Origin of the sequence: uncultured Reyranella sp., from assembly GCF_945957355.1 — a bacterium.
Classification (GTDB): Bacteria; Pseudomonadota; Alphaproteobacteria; order Reyranellales; family Reyranellaceae; genus Reyranella.
The window spans coordinates 28,112-48,080 of sequence record NZ_CAMFKM010000022.1 but is presented as its reverse complement, the minus strand read 5'-3'; the positions used below and the strand labels follow the sequence as shown (position 1 = coordinate 48,080).

The following is a 19,969-nucleotide window of genomic DNA, read 5'->3' as shown; positions in this document are numbered from 1 at the left end:
GCATCCTTGGGTCCATTGGCATGAACGGGTCTTCCCTGCTCTACAAGAAGTCGGCGCGGCAGGTTTCCTGCAAGATCAATGACGAAGTCGCGATTCTGGACCTCGATCGGGCGATTTACTTCGGCCTCCAGGGCGTAGGCGTCCATATCTGGGATTCGCTCGAGCAGCCCCGGTCGGCGAACGATCTTTGTGCTTCGGTGATGGCTGAATTCGAGGTATCGGAAGCCGCTTGCCAGGCGGATGTCGTGCAAATACTTGGAAGCCTTGAGGCCGAAGGCCTCATTGAAGCGACCCGATAGAAGAGCCTCGGTAGGATGAAAGGCTGATCCATGACGGACGAATCATTGCAGACGGGTGATGAGGCCGCGAAGCTCTCGCCTGTCTCAGGGAAGAAGCCTTACGAGCCGCCCGTCCTCACCAAGCTGGGCGCCCTGCGCGACGTGACGCTTACCCTGTTTACTTCCAAGGGCAACCGTGACGGCCGCAAGAACCGTTACACCGGGCGCGGTGGGATGAATGGCCAATCTCGGGAAGCGACTTCCTGAGCTGCCGGCCTCGACGGCGCGAGCGCCGGTGTCGAGGTGACGCCCGAGTTTCAGTTCCTATGTCTTGCGGCACGTCCGCAGCCCGATCCGACGCGCTTGAAGGAATTGCTGCGTAACGGCATCGATCATCGCGCCTTGATACGCCTGGCCGCAGGCCATGGGGTTCGGCCCTCCCTCCTGGACTGCCTGGGCAAACTCTCCTGGGAGACCGTTCCGGATGATGCAAGGGCCGATCTCGAAGGGTTTCGCCAAAGCCACCTGCTGAATTCCCTCGCCCTGGCCGGCGAACTGCACCGCCTGGCGACTTCCCTGTCCGACCGATCGATCCCCTTCGTGGCCTTCAAAGGCCCGACCCTGGCTCTCACGCTCTATGGCGGCCTTGCCGGACGGGAATACAACGATATCGACGTGATCGTGCCGCAACGACGGGCCGACGATGCCGAGGACGTGATCGGATCCATGGGATATGCCAGCCCGCACGGTGACAGGAAGTTCCGGCGCGCCTTCCTCGCGTCTCAACGGCAGTTCGCCTTCATCCGGAACGACGACGGTACTGCAATCGACCTGCATTGGGGGTTCTGCGGCACGCACGTTCCCTTCCCGGTCGCACCGGACGAGATCTGGGACGATCCGCCGCGCCTCTCTGTCGGCGGTCGCGACGTGCCGGTCCTTTCGGTCCCAAATCTCGCCCTGCTGCTGGCCGGGCATGGCACGAAGGAGAACTGGGCGCAGTTGAAATGGGTGAGCGATTTCGCCCGCATGGTCGACCGGCATCGTGACCTCGACTGGGCATCCCTGCATGGGCGTGCGCAGGCCCGGGGCTGCGGCCGCGCGCTCCTGCTGGGCTGTGCAATGGCGCGGGAACTGCTGGATGTCGCCGTCCCAAAGGTGCTTGCATCCCGGATCGCCGGCAGCGAGCCCGTTCAGAAGCGGGCCGCCTCGATGGCGGAGACGATGCGGCGGGGATTGCCGCCCCCGGCCCAGGTCGAGCATTTCGCCGATCTTCTCCTGTGCGACCGGACGATCGACCGCGTGAGAGGGGCCCTGAAACTCGCCTTCACCCCGACGGCCGGCGACTACGAGGCGATGAGGCTGCCGCCTGCTCTCTGGAGCGCCTACTACGCGAGCCGCCCCTGCCGGCTCGCCTACAGAATCGTCACCCGCCGTGCCTGACTTCCCATGGGACGGCGTCTGTAATGCCGCCATAATCAGGAGCCGCTAAGGGTTCGGTCCGGAAATTGCGGAAATGCGGTTGCCGCCGTCCCAAGGGCAGGCCAGATAGCGTCGCCGCACCGTGGCGGCCGAAAGAGGAGACCGCGCGATCACTACACAGTCCGTGCCCCGCCCCCGTCCTCCCTTCGAGCGGATCGCCCTGCTCCTCCAGGGCGGCGGTGCGCTGGGCTCCTATCAGGCCGGTGTCTATCAGGCGCTGTCCGAGGCGGATCTCCACCCCGACTGGGTGGCCGGCATCTCGATCGGCGCCATCAACTCCGCGCTGATCGCGGGCAATCCGCCGGAGCGCCGCGTCGAGAAGCTGCGCACCTTCTGGGAGACCATCACCCGGTCGCCGATGGGCTTGCCGCTGATGAAGGGCCTCGAGTTCAGCAGCGACATGGAACATCAGTTCGTGAACCAGATGCGTTCGATCGGAACGCTAATGTTCGGCGCGCCGGAGTTCTTCAAGCCGCGCTTCCCGCCACCGATCTTCACGCCCGCCGGCAATCCGGGCAATCTCGCCTATTACGACGTCTCACCGCTCAAGAGCCTGCTCGAGCGGCTGGTCGATTTCGACCTCATCAACGCGAAGGAAATGCGTTTCAGCGTCGGTGCCACCAACGTCAGGACCGGCAACTTCATCTACTTCGACAACGACACCCATACGATCGGGCCGCAGCACGTGATCGCCAGCGGCTCGCTGCCACCGGGCTTTCCCGCGGCCGAAGTGGACGGCGAGTTCTATTGGGATGGCGGCGTCGTCTCGAATACGCCGCTGCAGTGGGTACTCGATGCACGCCCGCGTGCCGACACGCTCGCCTTCCAGATCGACCTGTGGAGCGCGCGCGGCGACCTGCCCCGCGACATGGTCGAGGTCGACACGCGCATGAAGGACATCCGCTACTCCAGCCGCACGCGCGCCGGCACAGACCAGTTCCGCCAGATGCAGGCGTTGCGGCGCGCCACCGCCAAGCTGCTGGCCGACATGCCGCCAGAGCTGCGGCAGTCCCCCGAGGGCGAACTCGTGGCGAAGGAAGCCGACAGCAAGGTCTACAACATCATCCACACGATCTATCACGCGCGGAAATACGAGGGCTCGTCGAAGGACTACGAGTTCTCGCGCCGCACGATGGAGGAGCACTGGGAGTCGGGTTACTCCGACATGACCCGCACGCTCGAACATCCAGAAGTCTTGCAGCGTCCGGAGAGTCCGGACGGCGTGTTCACGTTCGACCTGGCCCTGCAGGGCCGCAAGGAGCCCCGGAAATGAAGATCGACGATGTCCGCAAGAACGCCTTTGCGATGCCGCTCAACAATCCGAGCTACCCAAAGCCGCCGTACAAATTCTACAATCGTGAGTTCGTCGTCATCACCTATCGCACCGATCCCGAGGTGCTGCGCGCGCTGGTGCCGGAACCGCTGGAGGTGGTTGGCGACACGGTGAACTACGAGTTCATCCGCATGCCAGATTCCACGGGCTTCGGCGACTATACGGAAACCGGGCAGGTCATTCCGGTGCGCTTCAAGGACAAGGACGGCCAGGTGCAGGAAGGCGGCTACGTGCACGCCATGTATCTCGACGACAATTCGCCGATCGCGGGCGGTCGCGAGATCTGGGGATTCCCCAAGAAGCTCGCCTCGCCGAAGATCAGCCACGAGAACGAGACACTGGTTTGCACATTGCACTACGGCTCGGTGCTCTGCGTCAGCGGTACCATGGGCTACAAGCATCGCGAACTCGACCACGCGCCGCTGATCAAGGCGCTCGCCAAGCCGGCCTTCATGATCAAGATCGTGCCGCACGTCGACTGCACACCCCGCATCTGCGAACTCGTGCGCTACTACTGCGAAGACGTGACGGTAAAGGGCGCCTGGACGGGCCCGGCGGCGCTGCAGCTCTTCGATCATGCCATGTGCGACGTCTCGCGCCTGCCGGTACGGGAAGTCGTCTCGGCCAGCCACTACGTCACCGACCTGACCCTGGGCCTCGGTGAAGTTGTCTTCGACTATCTCGCAAAGTAACCGGCAAGAGAGAAGGATCAGCCATGTCGCGTTTCACGGGAAGAATTGCCATCGTCACCGGCGCCGCCTCGGGCATCGGCAAGGAAATCGCACTGCGTCTCGCCGCCGAAGGCGGTACGCCGGTGATCGCCGACCTCAACCTCGACGCCGCGACCGCGACGGCCAATGAGATCAAGGCGAAGGGCGGCGATGCCTTCGCCGTCGCCATGAACGTCACCGACGAGGCGCAGGTCGAGAAAGGCGTCGCCGATACGATCGCCAAGTACGGCAAGATCGACATCCTGGTCAGCAACGCCGGTATCCAGATCGTGAAGCCGCTGGTCGACTTCCCCTTCGCCGACTGGAAGAAGCTGCTGTCGATCCATCTCGACGGCGCCTTCCTCACCACCAAGGCCTGCCTGAAGCACATGTATGCCGCCAAGTACGGCCGCGTGATCTACATGGGCTCCGTGCACTCCAAGGAAGCTTCCAAGCTCAAGGCCCCCTACGTCACCGCCAAGCATGGCCTGATCGGCCTCAGCAAGGTGCTGGCCAAGGAAGGCGCGGAATACAACGTGGCATCCAACGTCGTGTGCCCCGGCTTCGTGCGCACCCCGCTGGTCGAGAAGCAGATCCCCGAGCAGGCCGCGGAACTGAAGATCACCGAGGAACAGGTGATCAAGAACGTCATGCTGAAGGACACGATCGACGGCCAGTTCACCACGACCGACGACGTGGCCGATGCGGTCCTCTTCTATGCCGCGGCCAAGAGCACCGTACACAGCGGTCAGTCCGCCGTGGTCAGCCACGGCTGGTTCATGCAGTAAGACTGATTGTGCAGTAGTCCTGCCACACTGTTGCCTCGGAGCCACGGTGGCGGGGTGAGTGGCCGCCGGTTCCCCAGAACCGGCAACTTAATCTCGGCAACCCTCGTTGGTCCGGCGTGCGTCCGTCAGCCCGGACGCGTCACCCAACGAGGGATTGTTGAAATGAAAAAGGCACTTCTCGCTGCTGCAGCACTGATGGCTGTACCCATGGCCGCCAATGCGCAGTCGATGTGGAGCCCCGGCCCATCCAACCCCGGTATCTACATCGGTGGTGAAGGCGGCCTGAACTGGCTGCTCAACAACAACAACTACAACATGGACCTCGGCTATGCGGTCGGCGGCTTCGTCGGCTACGATTTCGTGGGTCCCAGGGTCGAGCTGGAAGGCGTGTTCCGCTCCAATAACGGCCGCGGCACGGCCAACTTCGGCAACATCTTCAGCAACACCAACGGCCGCATCGAGCAGCTCGCCATCATGGCCAACCTGCTCTACGACTTCATCCCGGGCGCCACGATCACGCCATACATCGGCGCGGGCGCCGGCATCGCCTTCGCCGATTCCTCGATCAACGGCTGCTCGCTCTGCAGCACCCAGTTCGCCTACCAGGGCATCATCGGCCTGGGTTGGAACGTCGACCAGAACTTCCGCGTCAATCTTGACGGCCGCTACTACGGCACGACGAATCCGGGCGTGTACCAGAACAACAACATCACGACGATGCTGAGCGTCTCCTACAAGTTCGGCCAGCCGGCCGCGGCCCCGCCACCGCCGCCGGCGGCCGCGCCGGTCACCCCGCCGTCGTTCATGGTGTTCTTCGACTGGGATCGCTCGAACCTCAGCGACCAGGCGCTGACCACGATCCGCCAGGCCGCCAATGCCTACAAGCAGAAGGGCAACGCCCGCATCACGGCGACCGGCCACACCGATACGTCGGGCTCGGAGAGCTACAACATGGCGCTGTCGCTGCGTCGCGCCAATGCCGTCAAGGATGCGCTGGTCCGCGAGGGCGTGCCGGCGACGAACATTGCCGTGCTCGGCCGCGGCGAGCAGGGCCTGCTGGTCCAGACCGGCGACAATGTCCGCGAGCCGCAGAACCGCCGCGTCGAGATCGTGATCCAGTAAGCGGGTCCCCGATCGGCGGACACGAACGGCCGGGCGATCGCCCGGCCGTTCTCTTTTGAGGCGAGTGCGTTACACTGGCGAAAACAACCAGGAGGACTCGCATGGCACGCACCTTCGACATCGCCCCGCTCGACGCCACCTTCGGCGCTATTGTCACCGGCGTGAAGCTCGCCAACCTCGACGAGACCGGGTGGCGCGCCCTTCATGCCGCGTGGCTCCAGTACGCACTCCTCGTTTTCCCCGATCAGCATCTCAAGCGCGACGAGCAGATCGCGTTCGCCCGCCGCTTCGGGCCACTCGAGTTCGAGATGGCCGCGATCAGCAACGTGCGCGCCGACGGCAGCCTGCGGGCCGAGAGCGACAACGACGACATGATGAAGATCCTGAAAGGCAACATGGGCTGGCATGCCGACAGCACGTACATGCCGGTTCAGGCCAAGGGCGCGGTATTCAGTGCCGAGGTCGTGCCCACCATCGGCGGCCAGACCGGCTTTGCCGACATGCGTGCGGCCTACGACGCCCTCGATGCGAGACTGAAGGCGCGTGTCGAGACACTGCAGGCCCGTCACTCGCTGCACTACAGCCAGTCGAAGCTTGGCCACGAGACGAAGACGGCCGACGGCGAATACAGCGGCTATGGCCTGCACGACGGGCCGGTGCCGTTGCGGCCCCTGGTGAAGACGCACCCGGAGACCGGGCGCAAGTCGCTGCTGATCGGCCGCCATGCCCACGCCATTCCCGGCATGGACGCGGCCGAGTCCGAGCGCTTCCTGCAGGAGCTGGTCGACTTCGCCTGCCAGCCGCCACGCCTCTATCATCACGACTGGGCGCCGGGCGACGCGGTGGTGTGGGATAATCGCTGCCTGCTGCACCAGGCGACGCCGTGGGACATGACCCAGAAGCGCATCATGTGGCATAGTCGCATCGCCGGCGACCCCGCGAGCGAGACGGCACTGGCGCGTTGACGTATCATCGCACGCATGAGGCTGCCCCGACGTAAAGCCCTGCTGGGTGCCGCTGCGCTGACGACTGCGGCGCTCGTTGGCCGGCGCGCGACCGCGGCCACGACCGCGGTTCGCCTGATCTGCGGCTTCGGTGTCGGCAATCCCACGGACCTCTGCGCCCAGCTCATCCAGGACGGCTTCTCGACGGCGCTCAATGAGCCCGTGGAGTTCGACTATACGCTGGGCCAGGCGGGGCGGCGGGCCGCGCTCGAGGTGATCGACGCGCCACCCGACGGGCGTCTGCTGCTGATCGCCGAAATCCTGAATCTCATCCTGCAGGAAACGCCCGCGGAGCCCCTGCTGTCGCGCCTGCAGCCGATCGCCAAGATAACGCGCGGCTTCTCGACGGCGCTGGCGGTGAACCAGCTCTCCGATATCCGGGACTGGACGGATCTGCTGACCGCGGCGCATGCCAGCCGGCTGAAGGCAGCAACGACGGGCCGCGACTCGACCGTCGGGCTGCTGCTGGCGCTGATCGAGCGCCGACTGAAGCTGCCGTTCGATGCTGTCGAGGTGGCGGGCACGAACGCCGCCGTCGACATGCTGCTGACGCGCCGCGCCGACATCGCGGTCATCGATACGCGGACCGCGCTGCTCCACAATGCCCGCAACCGCACGAAGCTGCGCGTGCTGGCGACGTCGGGTGCCCGCCGCTCGCCGCAACTGCCGGACGTGCCGACCCTCGCCGAGCTCGTCGGCGACCCCAAGCTCGCCTACACGATCAGCTTCGGCCTGTTCGCGCCCCTGGCGACGCCGTCGCCGGTGGCCAACCGCCTGACGGCCGCGTTGCTGGGCTTGCGCAACGACAAGTCCGTGCAGACCCAAGCGCGGCTCGCCAACATCCCCCTGCAGTTCGACGGGCCGGCCGCCATCGTCGAGGCCGTCGCGCGCGACCGGCGCGTTGCCGCCGACATCGCCGGATAGGCGCCCCTTTCGCTGGGTAGTGGCACTTGCCGCCGACCGATTGACCGCCTGCCCGCGCGGTCCAGTATGGGATGGGAAAGCAGACACAAGACGCATCCCCGAGGATTCCATGGACTCCCGCGTTCAACCGGCCCCTACCCTCGCCGCCCCAATCCTCAGCGCCCCCGAACGGGCGCGCGCCCTGCAGCCGCTGCTCGACGAGCACGGTGCGGAGATGGACCGCCGACGCGAGGTCGTGCCGGAAGTGGTCGACGCGCTGGTGGCGAACGACATGCTGCGCCTGCTGCTGCCGCGCAGCCTGGGCGGCGCCGAGCTGCCGCTGATCCAGTTCTGCAGGACCGTCGAGGCCATCGCCTGGGCCGACGCCAGCGTCGCCTGGTTCGTCAACCAGTCCAACGTCTCCTCGGCGACCTCGGCCGCCGCCATGCCCCACGACGCGGCCCTCGCCTGCTTCGGCAACCCCGGCGTCGGTCTTGCCTGGGGCGCGCGCCACGGCAACAGTCGGGCGGTCCGCGTCGAGGGTGGCTACCGGCTGAGCGGCACCTGGAGCTTCGCCAGCGGCGGCCGGCACACGACCTGGATGGGCGCGCACAGCGCCGTGCAGAATCCGGACGGCACGCCACATCAGCGCTACGGCAAGCCCGACGACCGCAGTTTCGTGTTCAAACGCAGCGACGCCCAGATCGTCGACGACTGGTTCGTGCTGGGCCTGCGCGGCACCGGCAGCGACACCTACACGGTCGAGGACCTGTTCATTCCCGACGCGCATGCGCCAGCGCGCGACGCGCTGCAGGAGCGGCGCGAGACCGGGCCACTCTACACGATGGGCTCGACCCTGCTCTATGCAAGCGGCTTCTGCAGCGTGACCCTTGGACTCGCCCGTCGCCTGCTTGAGGCCTACATCGATCTGGCGCGCGGCAAGCATAGCCGCGCGTCGATCAACGCCATGTCGGCCAACAATGCGATCCAGCGCGAAATCGCCCTGCTCGAGGCCAAGCTCTCGGCCGCCCGCGCCTACCTGCACGCCGAGGTGCTCGCGGCCTACGACAAGGCCGCGAACGGCAAGCTCGATGTCGACGGCCGCATGAGGCTTCGCCTGGCGACCACCTATGGGATGAACGAGGCAAGCGACGTGTCGATCGCCGCCTATCGCGCCGCGGGCACGACGGCGATCCTGAACTCGGCACCGTTCGAACGACGCTTCCGCGACGCCATGAGCGCCAGCCAGCATCTGCAGGGCATGATGGGCCATGCCGAAATGGTCGGCCGCCACATCCTCGGCGTTGAGAACAAGCTCCAGAACATCTGATCGAACGCCCGGCCGGACAGGCAGTGGGGGCGCCAGTGTCCTAGCGGCGCCGGTCTCCCTTGTCGCCCTGTCCGCGCTTGGCAACGGTCTTTGCCTTGCGACGGCGATCCGCCGTCAGGGAGCGCCCGACGTCTTCCACTTCCTCAAACGACGTGCCACGTGCATTGCGCCGGACGTAGAGCTTGTTCGTCCCGGTGTCGATCAGTTCGCGCTTGGCGGCGCGCTTGCGTGCCACCTTCTTCCGGGCTGCCTTCTTCGCGACCTTCTTCGTGACCTTCTTCCCTGCGGCCATGCGGTCACTCCCATGTGATGCAGCGAGAACGAAACGCGGCACGCGGAGTTCCGAAGACGGGCGGCCTCGCGAGCCGATGCCTTCTTCGTTGGACGCTTCACTGCAAATTGCCGCGGGTCACAAGGCTTGCCGAGGGAGCCGACTCAAGGCCGGTCGGAAGTGAATCCTGAAGGTCGCTTCGTTCGCCAAAGTTTCATGAGGCACGGCCATTTACGATGGCACGATTTGAGCTATACGCATTCGCGGAATCGACCACCAGTGACAGCCTTATGTTCCGCATTGACTCATCGGCCCCGGACTTGAAGGACTGGAATCCAGTCGGAACTACCCTTCTGGCTTCGCCAACCATTTTCGCAACGCCGATGAAAAAGAGGGGGATAGTACCGTGACCAAAGAAGAACAGATCGAACTCGGCAAGAAGCTCCTCGGGGAAATGCGCGCCGCCTTCGCCCGTAGCGACTGGGACGAGACGACGAACACCTACGAACAATTGGAAGGCATCAAGACCGACCGGGCGATCAATCTCGAGGCAACCTGCCTGGCGGTGCGTGCCCTTGTCGCCGCCAAGGAACGGGCCGCCGCGCGTCAACTGCTCACGAGGGTCGCGGCGACCGAATACAAGAAGCCTGCCCATTATGAATTCCTGGCGCGCGCCTACCTCGACCTCAAGCGGTACAAGGACGCTGCGGCCGCCTGCGAACGCGCCGAGGAACTGCGCATCGCCGAGCTGAAATGACCGGCTGGCGCAGGTCCCTGCGATAGATCTGCAAGCCCGACGCCGGGAAGGGCGCGCACCCTCCCCGCCCGCCCCTTGCCGAACCCATTCTTCCGCACCTCTGCGAATCTCAGCGGATATGCAGTAGCGAGAGCCGTCGCGGAGCTGACGACAGGAAGCAGCGGCACAGAGGCCCCCCCGCCGGACATGTCGACGGGGTCCCGGCACCGCGAGTGGCGGAGCGATATGAGCCGGGTTAGCATGGGCCCGAATACGGCGATCCGGACGCAGTCCGATCAGGGCAGGGGAATGGAATCCGAGCGGCATCATCAGGGAGGCGCGCCAACGGGAGCGCCGGCCAACGATCGCTCGTCGAGGTCCACGGCCTCGCTCGCCCCGAGACTGGCCCCGTGGATCGCCGCAGCCACTCCCATTCTGATCATCGGCGATGCGATGCTCGACGTCTCCGTTTTCGGAAGCGTCGACAGGATTTCACCGGAGGCTCCGGTGCCGGTCATCCGGCAGGAGAATACCGTCGAATCCGGGGGCGGTGCCGCCAATGTGGCCCTCAACATCGCCGCCATGGGCGGAGCTGCACATCTCATTACCTGTGTGGCCGCCGATCCCGAAGGTGAGCGGCTGATACGGCTTCTGCGCCAGGCCGGCGTCTCGCTCGACACGGTCGCGACGCCGGGACGGCCGACGACGGTCAAGACCCGTTTCCTGGCCCGACACAATCAGCTCCTGCGCCTCGACCGGGAAGTCACGACGCCGATCACGCCGGCCTGTGAAGATCAGATCATCGCCGCGCTGCAGGCGCGGATGGACGGATACCGTCTCGTGGTGATCTCCGACTACGGCAAGGGGCTCGTCACGGATCGGGTGATCGAGGCCACGGTGGCGCTGGCGGCTCGAGCCGGACTGCGTGTGATCGTCGATCCCAAGCGTCGCAACCTCGAGGACTATCGCGGTGCCAGCTTCATCAAGCCCAATCGTCGCGAGTTGGAAGCAGCCACGGGCCGTCCGGCGAACGATGACCGGCAGGTCGAGGTGGCCGCCTCTTCCCTCGCCGCGACGACGGGCGCCATCGTTCTCGTGACGCGCTCGGAGGACGGCATGTCGCTGGTCAGACCGGACGGCTCGGCAATCCACATGCCCACCCATGCGCACGAGATCGTCGATGTGACCGGGGCCGGAGACGCGGCAATCGCAGCTTTCTCACTCGCCGTCGCCGAGGGCCGGCCGGTCGAGGAAGCAATGGCTTTTGCCAACATCGCCGCCGGCGTCTCGGTGATCAAGCCGGGAACGACCACGGTCTCCGCTGCGGAAATCGAACACGAACGCGCAGTCTTCGCGGGCCTGCTGCCGGTCCCGAAGGGCTCCCGCGTGTCGGCCGAGACCGCCTTGCTGCTGCGCGCACAATGGCGCCGGCAGCAGTTGAGCGTCGGCTTCACAAACGGTTGCTTCGATCTCTTCCACCCGGGCCATGTAGCCCTGCTTCGCGAAACGGCCCGCCAATGCGACCGGCTCATCGTGGGCCTGAACAGCGACGCCTCGGTGAGACGTCTCAAGGGTGAGACACGGCCGGTGCAGGACGAGGAGGCGCGTGCGGAAATCCTCGGGGCGATCGGGCATGTCGACCTCGTCGTGGTCTTCGACGAGGACACGCCACGCGACCTGATCGCGCGTCTGGAACCGGATCTCCTGACCAAGGGGGCCGACTACCGGATCGAGGACATCGTCGGCGGGGACATCGTGCGGCAGGCCGGCGGGCGGGTGCGGACCATCGACCTCGTGCCGGGTCACTCCAGCACGCGCCTCATCAACAAACGATAGCGCTGCGCGGGACGAGGAAGACTCATGATCGTCGTCACGGGTGCAGCGGGATTCATCGGCTCGAACGTCGTCGCGGCGTTGAACGACGCCGGTCGCGATGACCTCGTGCTCTGCGACCGGCTGGGACAGGATGATCGCTGGCAGAACCTCCGAAAAAGGATGTTCCGCAACTTCGTCTTCCCGGATCAGCTCTTCGAGTTTCTTGCGAAGGCCCAGGATGTCGAAGGCATCGTCCATATGGGGGCGATCTCATCGACGACGACCCGCGACGGCGATGCGGTGATGCGGGACAATTTCCAGTTCTCGCTCGGGCTCCTCGATCTGTGCGCGGCCCGCGGCATTCCGCTGGTCTATGCCTCGTCTGCCGCCACCTATGGCGACGGAAGCCAGGGTTTCGTCGACGACCTCCCCTTCTCCGGGCTGCGGAAGCTGCGGCCGCTCAATCTCTACGGCTGGAGCAAGCATCATTTCGACCTGGTGGTGGCGGAGCGGCGGGAACTCGGATTGCCGCTGCCGCCGAGATGCGTCGGACTGAAATTCTTCAACGTGTTCGGCCCGAACGAATATCACAAGGGCGACATGATGAGCGTCGTCGCCAGGAACCACGGCATCGCGGCCGCCGGCGGCGAGGTCGAGTTGTTCATGAGTCATCGCAGCGACTTCGCGGACGGCGAGCAACGGCGCGACTTCGTGCTGGTCGACGACGTGGCCGACGTCGTGATCTGGGCACTGACCCATGGCCCCGCGTGCGGCCTGCTCAACGTCGGCACGGGACAGGCGACATCGTTCCGTGACCTGATCGGCGCGCTTTTCGCGGCGCTCGGGCGCGAGCCGCGCACCGCTTACGTGCCGATGCCGGAAGGCCTGCGTGACCGCTATCAATATGCGACCGAAGCGCCGCTCCGCGCCTTGCGGAACGCCGGCTACCGCAAGGCCTTCACGCCCGTCCCCGAGGCGGTCGCACGCTATGCCGGCTTTCTCGGCGCCGCCGACCGCTACCGCTGAAACCCGTCAGAGGTGATCGCGGATTGAATAGTAGGCGAGAGATCCCAATCCCCAGGCGACGAGGCCGACGACGAAGACAATGGCGATGATGCGCAGGCGGCGCGGATACAGCGCCTCCTCCGGCAGCTTGGGTTTCACGAAGGCATTGAGATAGAGCTTCTGCCGCATCGCCTCGATGCGGGACTGTTCGGCAAACTGGAGCGCAAACAGGTAGAGCTTCTCGCGGAACGCTTCCTCGAGCTTCAGCGCCTCGTATCCGCCCATCAGCGCCGTGATCGTCGGGCCGCCGGACTTCTCCGGCACCGCCTTCCGGCCCTGCGTCATGCCGGCCTGCTGGTCGCGAATGATGCCCTCGATGGCCGCGATCTCGACCCCGAGGTGACGAAGCTGCGGCGAGTTCGGCGCAGACTTGCTGATGGAATTGTACTGAGCCTGCAGCGTCGCCAGCCGCTCACGCTGGTGGGCCTGCAGGTTGATGTCGACCTCGACCGAGCGCCCCGGATCGACCATCTCGGCCTTGTCGCGAAAGTCGCGGACGGCCACCCTTGCCTCGACGAGCCGGCGGTCGGCTTTCGCTACCTCCTCCTCACCGAACGCTATCGCATCCTTCTGCGCGCGCGTGGACAGTTCGTTCACCGTCTTCTCGGCGCTCTTCAGCACGGCATTCGCCACCGCCAGTGCATCTTCGGGCGTGAAGGCCCGCACCGATACCGAGATGACGCCGGTCATGGCATCGAAGAACGGCTCGACCATTCCGCGCCAGTACTCGGTCTTGCGTTCGATCGACCGCGCTTCGCCAAGCCGACTCACCCAGTCGACCTCGGCCCGCCGGTAGAGCCGGTCGAAACCCAGCTCCGTCTCGAGCGCGTCGACGACGTCGCGACTCCTGATGAACTGGACGATCGTCTGCGAGTCCCAGATCTGGCTCGCTGTCAGCCCGGTGGCGACCAGCGCGCCGGTCGGACTTCCGCTGTTGGCGCCACCCGTCAGCACCGGCTCCGCGGCGCGCCGCAGATTGAAGCGGAACTCAGCGACATACTGGTCGGCGGCGAAGCCGTACAGGTAGACGCCGGCGGCGACCGTCGGGACGAACGCCAGCAGCAGGAATGCCAGGAGATGGCCCCTGACGCCGCGCTTGCGCCGGACGGCAGGCATCGGACGGGCGAGCAGGTCCGGCTCCTCCACCGTCTCCTTGCGCAGCTGGATGACCCTCTGGCTCATGTGACACTCACCCGCCCGGCTCGGGGCCTGCGTCGAGGCCCAGAAGCTTCCTGTAGTCCGCAATCGCCCCTTCGATCGTCTCGTACATCACGAGCTTGCCATCGTTGAGGACGGCACCCTTCTCGCAATAGGACCGAATCGTCTCGAAGCTGTGCGAAACCATGATCACGCTAGCATGGCGGATGCGCTGCTGGAATGCCTCGTGGCAGCGCGACTGAAAGCGCGCGTCGCCCACCGCCGTGATCTCGTCGACCAGGTAGACGTCGAAGTCGATGGCAAGGCTGAGGCCGAACGACAGGCGCGCCATCATGCCGGAGGAATAGGTCCGGGTCGGCATGTCGAAGTAGCTGCCGAGTTCGGCAAACTCCTGGACGAACTCGATGGCGGCCCGCCGGTCGACCCCGTAGACACGGGCGAGGAAGATGACGTTGTCACGGCCCGTGGCGTTGGGATGGATCGCGCCGCCGAAGCCCAGCGGAAACGACACCCGGCTTGTGCGCCGGATGGTGCCGCGATCGGGCAGTTCGGTCCCCGACAGAAGCCGCATCAGGGTCGACTTGCCCGCGCCGTTGACGCCCAGGATCCCGATGTTCACCCCGTCGGCAAGGACCGTGCTCACGTCATCCAGCACCGTGCGGCGGGATTCCGGGGTGCGGTAGCTCTTGTGGACATGGTCGAGCGTTATCATGCGACCGAGAGCCGCCGGCGGCAGGCACGTTCCAGGCTGAAGCCGATCAGCACGGCGGCAAGTCCCCACAGGACGACGTATCCTCGATCCAGCCAGACCGGATGCCAGCCGTCGAAGAAGCCGCTGCGGATCCAGTCGATCGCCTGCAGGATGGGATTCCAGACGAGGATGTCGCGCACCCATTCGGGCATCTCGGCCGGATTGAGGAAGATGCCGGACGTGAAGTAGAGGGCGCGCACGACATTGGCGAAGACATGGTCCCAGGATTTCACGAAGTGGATGATGGTCGCATTGATGACCCCGATGCCGAAGCCGACCACCCAGATCGCGAAGAGCCCGCTGGCCGCGTCGAATACGTCGTTCGGAACCGCCGGCAGGCCAAGCAGCACGAAGGCAGTCAGAACGATGATGGCGACGCAGAACTGGGTGAGCAACTCGAGCAGACCGCGCGCCAGGAGGACATCGACGTGCTGGACAAGCGGGATCTGCAGCAGGGGCCGGTTGGCGACGAGGCTCTGCTGGACTCCGAAGACCGTGTTGGAGAACAACAGGTAGGGCAGCACCCCGGTGAAATAGTAGACGATGAGGTTGCTGCCGACGGGCGCCGTTCCGCCGATGTGAGTGGCCGCGAACACGCTGGCGATCAGCGCCAGATGGGAGATCGGCTCCAGCAGGGCCCAGAGGTAGCCGAGCCGCGTTTCCCCGAAGCGGGTCTGCGCGTCCCGCAGCAGCAGCGCGATCAGGATGCGTCCCTGGCTGGCCACGGCCGCCCGCCAGCCCGGCCGGCCGATCGGTCTGGGCTGCCAGCCCGGCCGCGGCGCGGCTTGTCCTGTCGGCTCGCCGGCACCAGGGGGAAGCAGCAGTTCGCCCCTCGCCGCCCGTCGCTTCTCGAGATCCGAGACATAACGGTCAAAGTCGAGATTGCCGGGTGCAAGATCCCGGGCCCTCCGGGCATGGTCGATCGCGGCATCGAGATCGCCGGCCCCGTCATGGATGACGCTTCGGAACCACGAGACCCGGGCTGTCTCACCCTCGATCGCCTCGGCGGCACGGACCTCGGCCAGGGCGTCGGCGGTCCGGCCCAGATGGTTGAGCAGACCTGCGCGATGGAGGCGGAACTCCGGATTGGAGCCTTCGAGCAGCACCGCCCGGTTCGACGACGCGAGTGCCCGATGGAACTCGCCCAGCGCCTCGAGCGCACCGGCATGATTGCGCCAGCCCAGCGCCGACTCGGGTGCGCGCTGCAGGTAGATGTCCAGATGATCCAGCGCCTCGCGATGCTCGCGCAACGCCAGCAGCCCGAAGATCAAGTGGAAGCGCGCCTCCGGATCCGCAGGGTCACGCCCGACAAGCAGGCGTCCCTGTTCGACCGCGGCGGCGAAATCGCCCACCATGAGCAGGAGTGTCTGCGCCTTCCTGAGAACGCGATCGTCGCCAGGATTGAGCGCGGCGGCCCGACGGACGGCCGCAGCCGCCTCCTGCTCCCGGCCAGCGAGACGAAGACGTTCGGCCACCACCGCGAGTCCGTAGGCATTGGCCGGGTCGTCTTCGACGGCAGCCAGCGCCAGCGCGAGTTCCTCGTCCAGCCCGTCCGGTGTCGCCATCGGAACTGCTCCCGTCGAGCGGCCTCTATGCCGCCGGTTGCGCTGTCCCCGTCTGCGGCAGCCTGGGCTCGGCCGGCAGGGTGAAACCCAGTTTCTCCAGATGCAAGGCCACGTTGCTCTGCAGGTTGTAGGTTGCGAGGGCGCGGTTGCGCGCTTCCTCGAAGCGGTTGCCGCCCCGCTGGATCTTCTGGGCCAATTCGACATGGTTACCAATGTCGAACGAGACGAAGACCTCGCCGTAATACTTCATCACCTCGGCGAAAGACCTGTTGCGGGCACAATAGAGATTGGCGCCGCATTCGATTGCGAGCGCGATGACGCCGGACATGCTCTGGCCGACCTCGAGATAAGGCAGAGCAACCGCATCACAACCACGCAGCGCCTCGATGAAATGCGGATCCGACAATTCGCCGATGAAATGGACACGCTTCAGCAAATCGTACGACAGGAGCTTCGAGAGTGTCTCCTCCATCCTTCCTGCCGTTTCCGGACCGGTGTCCGCCGGCACAGTCCTCCCGCGCGTGAAGGGCATCAGTCGCCGACGGGCATCGCCGACGACTTCGTCGTTCTTCTCGCTGATGAGCTTCAGCAGCGATTCGATATACGGATCCAGCTGGACATTCTCTGCGACGGAAGCGGGATGCTGTCCGCCGAACAGGTAGAGGTGATGGTCGTCAGGCAGTTCCTTCAGCGCATGGATCAGCGTCTCGTAGCCCTTGTAGGAGGAGATGAACCCGAAGGCGCCGATCACTTTGACCCCAGGCGCAACCCCGTGGCGCCGCCGGAACGCCTCCACATCGGTTTTCTCCAGGACCTCGCGCCGCTGGTCTTCCGTCAGGAAGGTGATCGGGAAATCGACCACCTTGTCGAACCTGTAGATCTCCCGGACGATGCGCCGTTCGCGCTTCGTATGGACCATGATGCTGACGTTTGCCGCTCTCGACCGCCGCCTGCAGGCCTCGATGATACGGGAATAGAGCTTCGCAGCTGGCCGCGCGTAGAAGATCTCCGCGAGCATCGCACGCGTGGCGACGATCGGATGCCCCGCGACGAACGTCTCGGCGAACTGCCAGAAGACGCGCGGCAGGTGGAAGGTCGGCGGATTGATGCGATGCATGGTGACGACGACGCTCCGGCAGGCATCCAGAAGCATCGTCAGTCGACGCAGTACGTCGGCGTCTTTCGCGCCATAGAGGCCCGCCTCGAACTGGATGTTCACATAGTCGTAGGCCGAGAGCCGTGCCGCGATCTCGGCAATATGCCTGTCGCCCGCCGACTGGAATGCGGGACTGGATTTCTGCAGCAGGAAAAGGTCGAGCGGAATCACGTCGCAGTGGACGTACTCCGAGAACTTGTTCCTGAGCACATGGGCGTACGATGCGTTGCCGCAGCTCTCATTGTAGGAACAGACGATCGCCAGTCTCTTCTGCGTCATGGTCTTTCGGTTCCGGAACGTGATCGCCTATCGGGGAAGCAGGCCGATCTGGCGGCCCAACTTCACGAGGGGGCTGGCTTCCAGCCGGGCAAGCCTGTTCTCCGCGAGCGCCTTCTCCGCCTTGAGCAGGTCCTGGGCCGCCACGGCTTCACGGAAGGCCTTCTCGCCATGGGCCACGGCCCGCGCCATCGCGGTTTCGGCCGCTTCCTTCTCGGCCTTCAGAGCGTTCTGGACGGCGACCGCCTCACGGAACGCCCGCTCGCCATGGGCCTTGACCTGCTCGATGTCGGACTGGCCCGGCTCTGCGTCCGGGGCGGTCTGCACGCCGGGAAGCGACAAGGCGCGTCCGCGCAACCGCGAGGGCCGCGGCGGCGCCGTCGGCCGCAGCTTCACGTAGAATTCGGACCCGTGCCCGGTTTGCGTTGGCGGATTGGACTCGAGCGATTCGATCTCGAAATCGAAAAGGCCGATCTCTCTCAGTTCGCGCGCAACCTCGGCAAAGCCGTCGCGGGAGAAGGCCCAGCAATGGACATCGACATACTCCTGGCTCGCGCGCAAAGCCGCGTCGTAGCAGTCGGTGTCGGTGAAGAGCCGCTTGACGTCGGCGAGCGTGCGGCCCTCCAGGGGCACGTTCTGGAAGTCAAAGAGGTTCTTGAGCCCATCATACACCTGCCCGGGTGAGGGCACTGTCTGTCCCAGCAGGTAGGAGCTGATCAGCTCGGCCGCATTCGTCTCGCGCCGGAAATACTCGCCGCTGCCCTTGCAGTCCGGCAGCACCATCGCGATTACGCCATCGTCCTTCACGACGGCCCGGACCTGATAGAGATATTCGAGAAAGTTCGGCACGTGCTCGAAGACATGGCACGACACGACATAATCGAAGGGCGCGGCGGCGCCGGCGCACTCCTGCAGCGTCTTGCCGATCTCCCAGATGAAATCGAGACGCTGGACGCGCAGGCCGTGCTGGATACGACCGGGATTCGTCCTCTCGCGCTCCAGCAACTGCTCGTAGGTCAGATAGTCGCAATAGAGCACGTCGCCTTCAGACTTCGTGACGACCGGCGCCCAGTTCGGCGCGATTTCGAGGCCGCAGCCGGTTTCGAGAGGCAGCAGGCTGTGAACCATGCGCCGCCGGCCGTCGAGCCCGAGCGCGCTCAGCCTCTCCTCGGTGGTCGGTGCCCTCTGTGTTTCCGGCGGAACGGCCGGATCTGAACTCATTGCCATGCTGTCCATGTCCGCGGCCTCAAAGGCTCACGGAAACTCCCTCGGCATGCGCCTGTGTCGCCTGGGGCTTGCCGTCGAATTCGCGGCAGTACCAGTCCCAGGTCTCGCGCAGGCCCTCGGCGATGGAGTACCGGCACTGGAAACCGGCGCTGCGCATGCGGCTGAGGTCGTACTCGCGATACTCCTGCCCGTTCGGCTTGGTCCGATCCCATCGCACCCGGTCCGCCATGCCGGTGATCGCCCCCAGCATGTCGACGATCTCGCGGATGCTGTAGACGACGCCGCTGCCGATGTTCACGGGGCCATCGACGTTTTCCATGATCGTCTGGAATGCCTGCGCGGCATCCCGGCTGTACATGAAATCACGCTGCGCCGAGCCGTCGCCCCAGACTTCCACGCCGCCGCCGTTGCACCGGGCCTCGTGGAATTTCCGGATGAGCGCCGGCACGACGTGTCCGAACTTCACGTCGAACCTGTCGCGCGGTCCGAAGAGATTGCAGGAGACGATGTAGGCCCATTTGAGACCATAGCTCTCCTCGTAGGCTTCGAGCATCGCAAGCATCGCGCGCTTGGCGTTCGCGTACCCTCGTTCCGACGCATGCGGAATGCCGAAGTGGATCATGTTCTCGCGCAGCGGGACGCCCGGCGGCGGATAGGGATAGACTGCCCCCGTTCCCATGACGGTGATCTTCTCGACGCCATGTCGACGGGAGGCCTCGACGACGTTCGTGTTGATCATGCTGTTGTCATAGAACGACAACCCCTGGTTCATCATGTTGCCCAGGATGCCGTAGACCCGGCCGGCCGCATGGAACACGTAGGTCGGCCGCGTGCGGGCGAACAGCGATTCGGTACTTTTCGAATCGGAAAGATCGCAGTCTCGCCGCAGCACTGGAACGAGCCGCGTAAAGCCTTCACCTGCCAGGTGCTCGAGCAATGTGGAACCAACCAGGCCACCGGCGCCCGTCACCATGATCACCGCATCGCGCCTCATGGCCTCTG

The 19,969-nt window shown here is 65.3% G+C and carries 20 protein-coding genes; 13 read left to right on the top strand and 7 right to left on the bottom strand.

Annotated elements, in window-relative coordinates:
• Positions 1-20 precede the first annotated feature (20 nt).
• From Q0Q48_RS25195 to Q0Q48_RS25150, 10 genes are all read left to right on the top strand, one after another.
• On the top strand, positions 21-299 hold the full coding sequence (locus tag Q0Q48_RS25195; protein WP_295144342.1) for a PqqD family protein: 279 nt from the start codon (positions 21-23) through the stop codon (positions 297-299).
• Between the two features lie 30 nt (positions 300-329).
• Complete coding sequence (locus tag Q0Q48_RS25190) at positions 330-545, top strand: lasso RiPP family leader peptide-containing protein (protein WP_295144339.1); 216 nt, start codon at positions 330-332, stop codon at positions 543-545.
• A gap of 96 nt (positions 546-641) precedes the next feature.
• Positions 642-1,718: a nucleotidyltransferase family protein gene (locus Q0Q48_RS25185; RefSeq protein ID WP_295144338.1), complete on the top strand. Its 1,077-nt coding sequence runs from the start codon at positions 642-644 to the stop codon at positions 1,716-1,718.
• 163 nt (positions 1,719-1,881) lie between these two features.
• Positions 1,882-3,030 carry a patatin-like phospholipase family protein gene (locus tag Q0Q48_RS25180; protein ID WP_295144337.1) on the top strand — a complete coding sequence of 383 codons (1,149 nt, stop codon included), beginning with the start codon at positions 1,882-1,884 and terminating at the stop codon, positions 3,028-3,030.
• Entirely contained in the window at positions 3,027-3,782 is a 756-nt protein-coding gene (locus tag Q0Q48_RS25175) for an acetoacetate decarboxylase (protein ID WP_295144335.1), read from the top strand. Before Q0Q48_RS25180 ends, Q0Q48_RS25175 begins: the two co-directional genes overlap by 4 nt.
• 23 nt (positions 3,783-3,805) lie before the next feature.
• Positions 3,806-4,588 (top strand): 3-hydroxybutyrate dehydrogenase, encoded by a 783-nt coding sequence (locus tag Q0Q48_RS25170; RefSeq protein WP_295144334.1) that lies wholly within the window; start codon positions 3,806-3,808, stop codon positions 4,586-4,588.
• Positions 4,589-4,750: 162 nt separating this feature from the next.
• Entirely contained in the window at positions 4,751-5,710 is a 960-nt protein-coding gene (locus Q0Q48_RS25165; RefSeq protein WP_295144331.1) for an OmpA family protein, read from the top strand.
• A gap of 101 nt (positions 5,711-5,811) precedes the next feature.
• Positions 5,812-6,675 (top strand): TauD/TfdA family dioxygenase, encoded by an 864-nt coding sequence (locus tag Q0Q48_RS25160; protein WP_295144329.1) that lies wholly within the window; start codon positions 5,812-5,814, stop codon positions 6,673-6,675.
• A 15-nt stretch (positions 6,676-6,690) separates the two neighbouring features.
• Positions 6,691-7,638 carry a tripartite tricarboxylate transporter substrate-binding protein gene (locus Q0Q48_RS25155; protein WP_295144326.1) on the top strand — a complete coding sequence of 316 codons (948 nt, stop codon included), beginning with the start codon at positions 6,691-6,693 and terminating at the stop codon, positions 7,636-7,638.
• Between the two features lie 109 nt (positions 7,639-7,747).
• Complete coding sequence (locus Q0Q48_RS25150; RefSeq protein WP_295144322.1) at positions 7,748-8,947, top strand: acyl-CoA dehydrogenase family protein; 1,200 nt, start codon at positions 7,748-7,750, stop codon at positions 8,945-8,947.
• A 40-nt stretch (positions 8,948-8,987) separates the two neighbouring features.
• On the opposite strand, the gene Q0Q48_RS25145 is transcribed toward Q0Q48_RS25150, so the two are convergent.
• The gene (locus tag Q0Q48_RS25145; RefSeq protein ID WP_295144366.1) at positions 8,988-9,182 is read right to left on the bottom strand and encodes a hypothetical protein; all 195 of its coding nucleotides are present in this window, start codon (positions 9,180-9,182) and stop codon (positions 8,988-8,990) included.
• A gap of 442 nt (positions 9,183-9,624) precedes the next feature.
• Between Q0Q48_RS25145 and Q0Q48_RS25140 the strand changes: the two genes are divergently transcribed.
• The 3 genes from Q0Q48_RS25140 to rfaD all read left to right on the top strand — a co-directional run bounded on the left by Q0Q48_RS25140 (position 9,625) and on the right by rfaD (position 12,795).
• Positions 9,625-9,975, top strand: coding sequence for a hypothetical protein (locus tag Q0Q48_RS25140; protein ID WP_295144319.1), 351 nt, complete (start codon positions 9,625-9,627; stop codon positions 9,973-9,975).
• 186 nt (positions 9,976-10,161) lie between these two features.
• Entirely contained in the window at positions 10,162-11,790 is a 1,629-nt protein-coding gene (rfaE2, locus tag Q0Q48_RS25135; protein ID WP_366915309.1) for a D-glycero-beta-D-manno-heptose 1-phosphate adenylyltransferase, read from the top strand.
• A 24-nt stretch (positions 11,791-11,814) separates the two neighbouring features.
• Entirely contained in the window at positions 11,815-12,795 is a 981-nt protein-coding gene (gene rfaD, locus Q0Q48_RS25130; protein ID WP_295144313.1) for an ADP-glyceromanno-heptose 6-epimerase, read from the top strand.
• Positions 12,796-12,801: 6 nt separating this feature from the next.
• Here the strand turns inward: rfaD and Q0Q48_RS25125 are convergent, their stop codons facing one another.
• Genes Q0Q48_RS25125 through Q0Q48_RS25100 form a run of 6 tightly spaced genes read right to left on the bottom strand, consistent with a single transcriptional unit; the run spans position 12,802 to position 19,961 of the window.
• The gene (locus Q0Q48_RS25125) at positions 12,802-14,016 is read right to left on the bottom strand and encodes a hypothetical protein (RefSeq protein WP_295144310.1); all 1,215 of its coding nucleotides are present in this window, start codon (positions 14,014-14,016) and stop codon (positions 12,802-12,804) included.
• Between the two features lie 7 nt (positions 14,017-14,023).
• Positions 14,024-14,704, bottom strand: a complete 681-nt coding sequence (locus Q0Q48_RS25120) for an ABC transporter ATP-binding protein (RefSeq protein ID WP_295144307.1) — start codon at positions 14,702-14,704, stop codon at positions 14,024-14,026.
• The gene (locus Q0Q48_RS25115; RefSeq protein WP_295144304.1) at positions 14,701-16,308 is read right to left on the bottom strand and encodes an ABC transporter permease; all 1,608 of its coding nucleotides are present in this window, start codon (positions 16,306-16,308) and stop codon (positions 14,701-14,703) included. Before Q0Q48_RS25115 ends, Q0Q48_RS25120 begins: the two co-directional genes overlap by 4 nt.
• Before the next feature lie 25 nt (positions 16,309-16,333).
• Positions 16,334-17,743 carry a hypothetical protein gene (locus Q0Q48_RS25110; RefSeq protein ID WP_295144302.1) on the bottom strand — a complete coding sequence of 470 codons (1,410 nt, stop codon included), beginning with the start codon at positions 17,741-17,743 and terminating at the stop codon, positions 16,334-16,336.
• 27 nt (positions 17,744-17,770) lie between these two features.
• Positions 17,771-18,961, bottom strand: coding sequence for a methyltransferase domain-containing protein (locus tag Q0Q48_RS25105; protein WP_295144299.1), 1,191 nt, complete (start codon positions 18,959-18,961; stop codon positions 17,771-17,773).
• Positions 18,962-18,986: 25 nt separating this feature from the next.
• Positions 18,987-19,961, bottom strand: a complete 975-nt coding sequence (locus Q0Q48_RS25100) for an NAD-dependent epimerase/dehydratase family protein (protein WP_295144297.1) — start codon at positions 19,959-19,961, stop codon at positions 18,987-18,989.
• Between the last annotated feature and the right edge of the window lie 8 nt (positions 19,962-19,969).

Excerpts from the sequence above, each read along its gene's own strand:
- rfaE2 (WP_366915309.1), top strand. The coding sequence starts at position 10,162 with ATGTCGACGGGGTCCCGGCACCGCGAGTGGCGGAGCGATATGAGCCGG.
- Q0Q48_RS25100 (WP_295144297.1), bottom strand. The coding sequence starts at position 19,961 with ATGAGGCGCGATGCGGTGATCATGGTGACGGGCGCCGGTGGCCTGGTT.
- Q0Q48_RS25165 (WP_295144331.1), top strand. The coding sequence starts at position 4,751 with ATGAAAAAGGCACTTCTCGCTGCTGCAGCACTGATGGCTGTACCCATG.
- Q0Q48_RS25160 (WP_295144329.1), top strand. The coding sequence starts at position 5,812 with ATGGCACGCACCTTCGACATCGCCCCGCTCGACGCCACCTTCGGCGCT.
- Q0Q48_RS25170 (WP_295144334.1), top strand. The coding sequence starts at position 3,806 with ATGTCGCGTTTCACGGGAAGAATTGCCATCGTCACCGGCGCCGCCTCG.
- Q0Q48_RS25120 (WP_295144307.1), bottom strand. The coding sequence starts at position 14,704 with ATGATAACGCTCGACCATGTCCACAAGAGCTACCGCACCCCGGAATCC.
- Q0Q48_RS25175 (WP_295144335.1), top strand. The coding sequence starts at position 3,027 with ATGAAGATCGACGATGTCCGCAAGAACGCCTTTGCGATGCCGCTCAAC.
- Q0Q48_RS25115 (WP_295144304.1), bottom strand. The coding sequence starts at position 16,308 with ATGGCGACACCGGACGGGCTGGACGAGGAACTCGCGCTGGCGCTGGCT.
- Q0Q48_RS25110 (WP_295144302.1), bottom strand. The coding sequence starts at position 17,743 with ATGACGCAGAAGAGACTGGCGATCGTCTGTTCCTACAATGAGAGCTGC.
- Q0Q48_RS25125 (WP_295144310.1), bottom strand. The coding sequence starts at position 14,016 with ATGAGCCAGAGGGTCATCCAGCTGCGCAAGGAGACGGTGGAGGAGCCG.
- rfaD (WP_295144313.1), top strand. The coding sequence starts at position 11,815 with ATGATCGTCGTCACGGGTGCAGCGGGATTCATCGGCTCGAACGTCGTC.
- Q0Q48_RS25150 (WP_295144322.1), top strand. The coding sequence starts at position 7,748 with ATGGACTCCCGCGTTCAACCGGCCCCTACCCTCGCCGCCCCAATCCTC.
- Q0Q48_RS25190 (WP_295144339.1), top strand. The coding sequence starts at position 330 with ATGACGGACGAATCATTGCAGACGGGTGATGAGGCCGCGAAGCTCTCG.
- Q0Q48_RS25195 (WP_295144342.1), top strand. The coding sequence starts at position 21 with ATGAACGGGTCTTCCCTGCTCTACAAGAAGTCGGCGCGGCAGGTTTCC.
- Q0Q48_RS25105 (WP_295144299.1), bottom strand. The coding sequence starts at position 18,961 with ATGAGTTCAGATCCGGCCGTTCCGCCGGAAACACAGAGGGCACCGACC.
- Q0Q48_RS25155 (WP_295144326.1), top strand. The coding sequence starts at position 6,691 with ATGAGGCTGCCCCGACGTAAAGCCCTGCTGGGTGCCGCTGCGCTGACG.